The 2,571-nt window shown below is 67.0% G+C and carries 1 protein-coding gene and 1 pseudogene; both read right to left on the bottom strand.

Features of this window, described 5'->3' with window-relative positions:
* The coding region (locus ACT4N8_RS15035; RefSeq protein ID WP_444858926.1) for a ribonuclease R family protein at nt 1–1,519 on the bottom strand (1,519 nt) is incomplete at its 3' end.
* A 108-nt stretch (nt 1,520–1,627) separates the two neighbouring features.
* Nucleotides 1,628–2,571, bottom strand: a pseudogene (locus ACT4N8_RS15030) (hypothetical protein); the annotation flags it as partial.

Below are 2,571 nucleotides of genomic sequence, written 5' to 3'. Positions count from 1 at the left end.
TCTTGAGATAGTCGCGAAGCGCGACCAATTTCTCGCGGCTCGGCGGCTCGTGGATGCGGTACATGACCGGCGCCTTCTTCGCCTCCAGCGCCTTCGCCGCGGCGACATTGGCGGCGATCATATAATCCTCGATCAGCTTGTGGGCATCGAGCCGCTCGCGCGGGGCGACCGAGACGATCCGCCCCTTCTCGTCGAGCACCACCCGGCGCTCGGGCAGGTCGAGCTCGAGCGGCCCGCGCTTCTCCCGCGCCTTGTAGAGCGCCCGCCAGCAGGCCCAGAGCGGCTTCAGCCGGTCGAGGATCGTTCCCTCGATCTCCGGCATGGAGCAGGGCGATGACGCGACCTCGACGGGCGCGTCGCCGTCGATCATCGCCTGCGCATCCTCATAGGCGATGTTCGCCGCGATCCGCACCCGCGCCCGGCTGAACCGCCAGCTCTTCAGCGCGCCTGCCTTGGTCACCTGGAGGTGGCAGACGAGCGCCGCCCGGTCCTCGCCCGCCTTCAGCGAGCAGACCTCCGCCGACAGGATTTCCGGCAGCATCGGCACCACCCGGTCGGGGAAATAGACGCTGTTGCCGCGCTTTCTCGCCTCCTTGTCCAGGGCCGAGCCCGTGCGGACGTAGAAGCTGACGTCGGCGATCGCGACGATCGCTCTCCAGCCGCCCGCATTGTCCGGGTCGTCGTCCGCCTCCGCCCAGACCGCGTCGTCATGATCGCGCGCGTCGGCCGGATCGATCGCGACGATCGGGACGTGGGTGAGGTCCTCGCGCTCGCCGAGCTTCTGCGTCGCCACCCGCTCCGCCTCGGCGAGCACGGCATCGGGGAAGACGTGCGGAATGTCGTGCTTGTGGATCGCGATCAGGCTGAAGCTGCGCGGCGCGAAGGGGTCGCCGAGGATCGTATCGACCCGCGCCGCCAGCCGCGGCGGACGCCCGGTCTTCTCGGCGAGGACGAGATCGCCGACCTGCGCCTCGCCCAAATCGGCGATCGGCAGCTCGCGCCGCTCCTTCTTCTCGACCGGCTTCAGCCAGTGACGCTCGCCCTCCTTGTGGACGACGCCGAGGACGAGCTCGCTGCCCTTGAGCAGCTTCTTCATCACATGCGCGATCCAGCCGTCTCTGCCCTCTTCGTTCCGCGCCAGGATGCGATCACCGACCGCCAGCGCCGGCCCCCTGCCCTTGCGCTCCATCACCCGCAGGCGCGGCGGCGCCCCCTCCGCCTCCCACCGCTCCGGCACCGCCGAGACGCGGCCGGCGTCGTCTACATTCACCACCCGGAGCACGGTCACCTTGGGAATCCCGCCCATGCGGTGGAAAGCGCGGCCCGGCCCAGCGTCGATCAGCCCCTCGTCGCCCATGTCGCGGAGCATTTGCTTGAGCGCGATCTTGTCCGCGCCCTTCAGCCCGAACGCCCGCGCGATCTCCCTTTTCCCCGCCGGCTCGTCGGACGCGGCGATGAAGTCGAGAATCTCCTGGCGGTTGGGGAGTTCGCCTTTGATGGGTCGATTGGGCTTTGCCATCACCCCCCAACCCCGTCATCCTGAACTTGTTTCAGGATCCATGCCCGATCCTGCTCGCGAAGACGGCGGAATGGATGCTGAAACAAGTTCAGCATGACGAATGCGGGGTCACTGGCTCGCCGGCGCAGGCGGCACATAGGGCCGGAACGCGCCGCCCGGCACCGCCGAGGCCACCGGGCTCTCCGAGCCGTCCGCCGCGACCGAGGAGACGCCGAACACCCAGTCGTCGACGCGGATGCCCGTGAGCGACACCATCATGCCCGGAACGTGAGTTTGCGGACGAACGGGGTCGTTCCAGTGACCGACCCGCAGTACGCCCGGCGTTTCGTCATTGATCCGCAGACTATGCTGCCAATTGGACGCATCAGTACGACGCCAACGAACAACATATTCGGTTGCGCCGCTAACTGGAGTCCACATCAACCCGGTGCTTGTCGAGACCGCCCCGCTAACCACTGGTGCTGGCGGCGCGGGAGCGCGTGCTAGCGCAGCCAAGGCCGCCACGTTGAGCGCAGTCACCCTCCGAAGATAGCGAAAATCCATTCGTTCGATAGTGTCGCCGTATTGGACTGGCTCAGACAAGGGTGGATTGCGATCCAAGAATGTTCGACCACTATCAATGACTGTCGTGCCTGAAGCTTCCAATTCGTCTTGAGGTGTCGCAGTCCTCAAATCCTGGTGCTGCCAATTGTAATTCTCGACCGCGACCGACATCCGCACCGCCGGGAAGCCCGCGTTCAGGAACTCGGTATGGTCGCCGCCGCGGCCGAAGCGGTCGTTGCGCCAGATCTGGCGGACCTCGAGGCCGAGGCTCAGATCGCCCGCGAGGCGCGCGAGGTAGCGCGAGAGGTTGCGCGAGGGCGAATCGTTCTCGCCGCCCTGGCTGCGCACCTGGCCCCGCAGCGCATCACCGCCCTGCCAGCGCGGGCCTTCCGAGAAGCCCCGCACCTGCGTGTCGTTGCAGACCGTGTCCGACCCGCAGCTGTGGCCGATGTTGTCGTTGTTCAAATTGGCGACGACGTTCCAGCCTTGGGCCTTGCCGTAGTCTGCCA

This window comes from Sphingosinicella sp. (assembly GCF_052387495.1).
Lineage (GTDB): Bacteria > Pseudomonadota > Alphaproteobacteria > Sphingomonadales > Sphingomonadaceae > Allosphingosinicella.
The sequence above is the reverse complement of the archived record's forward strand: the minus strand, read 5'-3'. Positions and strand labels throughout refer to the sequence as shown.